The sequence below is a fragment of the Methylobacterium sp. Leaf111 genome (genome assembly GCF_001423285.1).
GTDB lineage: Bacteria > Pseudomonadota > Alphaproteobacteria > Rhizobiales > Beijerinckiaceae > Methylobacterium.
The window spans coordinates 1-4134 of the sequence record NZ_LMNE01000054.1 but is presented as its reverse complement, the minus strand read 5'-3'; the positions used below and the strand labels follow the sequence as shown (position 1 = coordinate 4134).

Below are 4134 nucleotides of genomic sequence, written 5' to 3'. Positions count from 1 at the left end.
GGGGGGGTTGGGACGCGATGCGCCCCCGTCGTCAGAACACGTGCCGCAGGATGACGAACAGCCCGCCCGCCAGGGTGATGGCGGCCGGCAGGGTCAGCACCCAGGCGAGGGCCATGTTGCGCACGGTGGCGACCTGCAGGCCCGAGCCGTTGGCCGCCATGGTGCCGGCGACGCCGCTCGACAGGATGTGGGTGGTGGAGACGGGCAATCCGTAGAGCTCGGCCAGCCCGATGGTACCAGCGGCCACCATCTCGGCCGAGGCGCCCTGGGCGTAGGTGAGGTGGGTCTTGCCGATGCGCTCGCCCACCGTGACGACGATGCGCTTCCAGCCGACCAGGGTGCCGAGGCCGAGCGCCAGGGCGACGCAGACCTTCACCCAGGTGGGGATGTAGCGGGTGCCGTCGTTGAGCAGGCCCTCGTAGGCCTTGAGTACCTTGCCCTCGGCCTCCGGGAAGCCGGCGCCGGCGGCCGGCAGCAGCCGCACCGCGTCGGCGGCGAGGTACATGTCGTTGCGCAGGTTCGGGGTGGCGGCGGCCGGCACCTGGCGGATCGCGCCGTGGCGCTGCACCGAGGCGGCGATGTCGTCCGAGAGGGCGGCCAGCGCCGCATAGACGGCGGGGGTGTTCAGCGCCTTCGTCCGCAGGGCCTCGCCGACCTGGGCCCGGGCGGCCGCCGCATCGGGACGGGCCGCACCCGCGGCCCGGGCGGCGAACACCGTGCGGGCGTCCCGCGACTGCTGCACGAAGACCGGCGTCATGTCGTCCGACATGGTCCGGTTGAGGGCGTAGGCGGTGGGGGCCGCGCCGATCAGGATCAGCATGATCAGGCCCATGCCCTTCTGGCCGTCGTTGCCGCCGTGGAAGAACGACACCAGGGCGCAGGTGAGGATGAGGAGGCCGCGGATCCAGAGCGGGGGCGGGGCCTCGCCCTGGGGCGCCTCGTAGAGGTCCCGGCGCCGGACCACCGCCTTCATGGCCACGAGCAGCAGGGCCGCCAGGACGAAGCCGAGGACGGGTGAGAACAGCAGCCCCTCCAGCACCGTCACGGCCTGTCCCCACTCGACCCCGGAGGTGCCCTGGCCCTCGGGCGCCATCAACTGGTTGGCGAGGCCGACGCCGATCACCGAGCCGATCAGGGCGTGGGAGGAGGAGTTCGGCAGGCCAAGCGCCCAGGTGCCGAGGTTCCACAGAATCGCGGCGATCAGCAACGCGAAGATCATCGCGTAGCCGGCGGATGAGCCGACCTGCAGGATAAGCTCCACCGGCAGCAGGGTGACGATGGCGTAGGCCACCGCGCCGGAGGACAGCATGACGCCCAGGAAGTTGAAGGCGCCGGACCAGATCACCGCCACCACCGGCGGGAGTGCGTGGGTTTAGATCACCGTCGCCACCGCGTTGGCGGTGTCGTGGAAGCCGTTCACGAACTCGAAGGCCAGGGCGATCAGGAGGGCCAGGGCGAGGAGGGCGAAGGCCCCCAGCGCGAGCGGCGTCTCGCCGACCGCGTTCATGTCGTGGATCAGGCTGTAGCCAGCATAGGCGAGGCCGCCGAGGAGGACGAGGGCGAAGGCCAGGAGGCCCGAGACGGGGATGCGGCCGTCGAGGTTCGGGCCCGGGCGGCGGCCCGGTTCCGCCTGCGGCACCGGGCGGAGTCCGGGGGCGATCGCATCGGCCATGATTCGGGTCTCCCGGCTGGGCGATCGCCGCTGCGGGTCGATCCCGGCAGGATCCCCGCACGTCCCGGGCTCTATGACGGTCCCGTCTCAGGACGATGACAGCCGGCGGCCTCCTGGCAGCGGCCGGGATGAAACCCATTCGTGGTTCGTAACGGCTGCCGGCCCGGCCCGCAGCGGCTCAAGAAAGCGGCCCGAAACCTGTGCGCTGCAACACACACATGCGTCAGCACTTGTTTGCCGAGGGGCAAACCCCAGATATAACAGCATCATGACGCTGTCGCGTCCGGTCTGGCCGCGCTTCCGACCTGCGCAAGGTCCGCGATTCTTCCCATTCATGTCCGCGGGTCGCCCGCTGTGTCCATGCAGGGGAGAGGCCCTCCCGAAGGCGACACGCTCCCGATCCGTCACACGCCGCAGGGCCCCGCCCGCGAAAGCCAGTCCGCGAGTCATTCGATCCATGAACCAGCTTGTCCGCATGTCACAGGTCGGCGAGGCCGATGCCATCGCCGAACCCTCCGCCGAGTTGCGGGTGCCGTTCGCGCAGTCCGGTGCCTTCGTGTGCAAATTCATCATCGGCGAGCCCAACGACCGCGCCGTCTGCTGCGGCGCCCCGGCGCCGGACGGCAAGAGCTGGTGCGCGTTCCACCGCCGCATCGTGTTCGAGCCGGCCCGGCCCGGCCGCCTGCGCTGATCCGCAGACGTCCCATCGCGCGCTCACCCCAACCCCGTCGGTCCCCCCGGCGGGGTTTTCCTATGCGGAACCGGTCGCATCCTAGTCGTCGCCCTCCTCCTCGTAGGGGCGATAGGTGCGCAGGCGCCGGCCGTCGGGGAACTCGACGCTGCGGGACCGCACCACGAGGTACCCGGCCTCCTGGGCCTGGCGGATCCGGCGGGCCCGGTCGTCCTCGTACCCGAACGGGCCAGTCGATTCCGGGACGACGCCGTAGCTGTAGCGCATCACCGGCGGGCGCGTCGTGACGCGGCGGACGGCGGGGTCCTGGCGGTCTTGGGCGCGCGCCACCGTCCGGACGGCAGGACGACGCGACGGGGATGCCGCCGGGCGCGCGACCCGCACGCGTGCTTGGGTATTCCCACGCGCGCTTTTCGGCGTCCGGACCGCCGCGTGCGTCGGTCGCCGCGCCTCGGCAGGCGCCGCGGCCGCCTGCTCGGGCGCCTCGGGCTTGGTGACCGGAGCCTTGGTCTGCGAGGATTTGGCCAGCGAAGCCTTGGCCAACGGAGCCTTGGCCTCGTCGGTCCCCCGGGGCGGTGGGTCGGTCCAGGTCCGCCCGGAAGCGGAGGACGGTGGCGTCTGCGCATGCGCCAGGACGGGCAGAAATCCCAGCATCAGAGCGAGGAACCCGAGGCGGCGGAGGGCTGCGAACGTCATGGGAATCTCCCAACGAGTCTTACGCTGCAATCGATGTTCATGCCGCGCCAAGATCTGCGGACCGTCCACCGGCGGAGACTTGGCGGATCGGACGCCGACATTGGCCCCGTCACGGGAAACTTAGCGAAACCTTAAGAGTTCGTCCACGTACGGCAACCACCTGGGTGCCGCAGGACACAGCTGTCCGCGAGGGCCCGGCATCTGGCCTCGCCGCTCCAGGCATGGGAAAGGTCGGGCACCCCGGCATTGCCGTGGAGCCCCCCGCGACCATCTTCGTTGACGCTCCACCGGCGTACCCGGCATGGAGAGGAGAGCCATTTCATGAGACGACTTCCGTCGGTCCTTGCCCTCGCGGCCAGCACGGCCTTCGCCGCCCAGGCGGCCCTCGCGCAGCCCGCCGCCCCGGCGGCGCCCGCGGAGGCAGCGCCCCCTGCGGCCCCGCAGACATTCGAGAGCCCGATCCAGAACGGGAAGGGCGAGCCCATCGGCAAGATCATGATCCGCGACGGCGCCAGCTCCCTGGTCATGCGCGTGACGATCCAGCCCGGCGGCCTGCCCCCCGGCTGGCACGGCATCCATTTCCATGCCGTGGGCGATTGCTCGGACACCGCGAAGTTCGAGAAGTCGAAGGCCCACGTGAACCACGACCAGAGCAAGCACGGCCTGCTCAATCCCGAGGGTCCGGACGAGGGCGACCTGCCGAACGTCTTCGCCAATGCCGACGGATCGGTGAACGCGGAGGTGTCGAGCGAGACGCCGCTGACCGGCGAGGGTGCCCTCAAGGACGGCGACGGCTCGGCCCTGATCATCCACGCCAACGAGGACGATCACACCACCCAGCCCATCGGCGGGGCCGGCGCCCGCATCGCCTGCGCGGTGATCAAGTAGACCTTCGTTCGACCCCGCGGAGCCGAGGGCTCCGCGGGATGCGGGACGACGCTACTTCTGGACGACGCTGACGAGCTTGGCGCCGCGCGCCTTCCGCTCGGGCAGGGCGTTCTTGACGGTCTGGAGGATGCCGGCGGCGTCGAGGCCGGCCTCGGCGTACATGGCGTCCGGCGCGTTGTGGTCCTGG

General features: G+C 70.9%; 3 protein-coding genes and 1 pseudogene. 2 read left to right on the top strand and 2 right to left on the bottom strand.

Going from position 1 to position 4134, the window contains the following annotated elements:
• Positions 1–31: 31 nt before the first annotated feature.
• A pseudogene (locus ASF41_RS19365) lies at positions 32–1672 on the bottom strand (inorganic phosphate transporter).
• 457 nt (positions 1673–2129) lie between these two features.
• On the opposite strand from ASF41_RS19365, the gene ASF41_RS19360 reads away from it, so the two are divergent.
• Positions 2130–2363, top strand: a complete 234-nt coding sequence (locus tag ASF41_RS19360) for a GcrA family cell cycle regulator (protein ID WP_055951417.1) — start codon at positions 2130–2132, stop codon at positions 2361–2363.
• A gap of 81 nt (positions 2364–2444) precedes the next feature.
• On the opposite strand, the gene ASF41_RS19355 is transcribed toward ASF41_RS19360, so the two are convergent.
• Positions 2445–3059 (bottom strand): hypothetical protein, encoded by a 615-nt coding sequence (locus ASF41_RS19355; RefSeq protein ID WP_056496188.1) that lies wholly within the window; start codon positions 3057–3059, stop codon positions 2445–2447.
• Between the two features lie 321 nt (positions 3060–3380).
• On the opposite strand from ASF41_RS19355, the gene ASF41_RS19350 reads away from it, so the two are divergent.
• Positions 3381–3947 (top strand): superoxide dismutase family protein, encoded by a 567-nt coding sequence (locus tag ASF41_RS19350; RefSeq protein ID WP_056220398.1) that lies wholly within the window; start codon positions 3381–3383, stop codon positions 3945–3947.
• Positions 3948–4134: the final 187 nt, after the last annotated feature.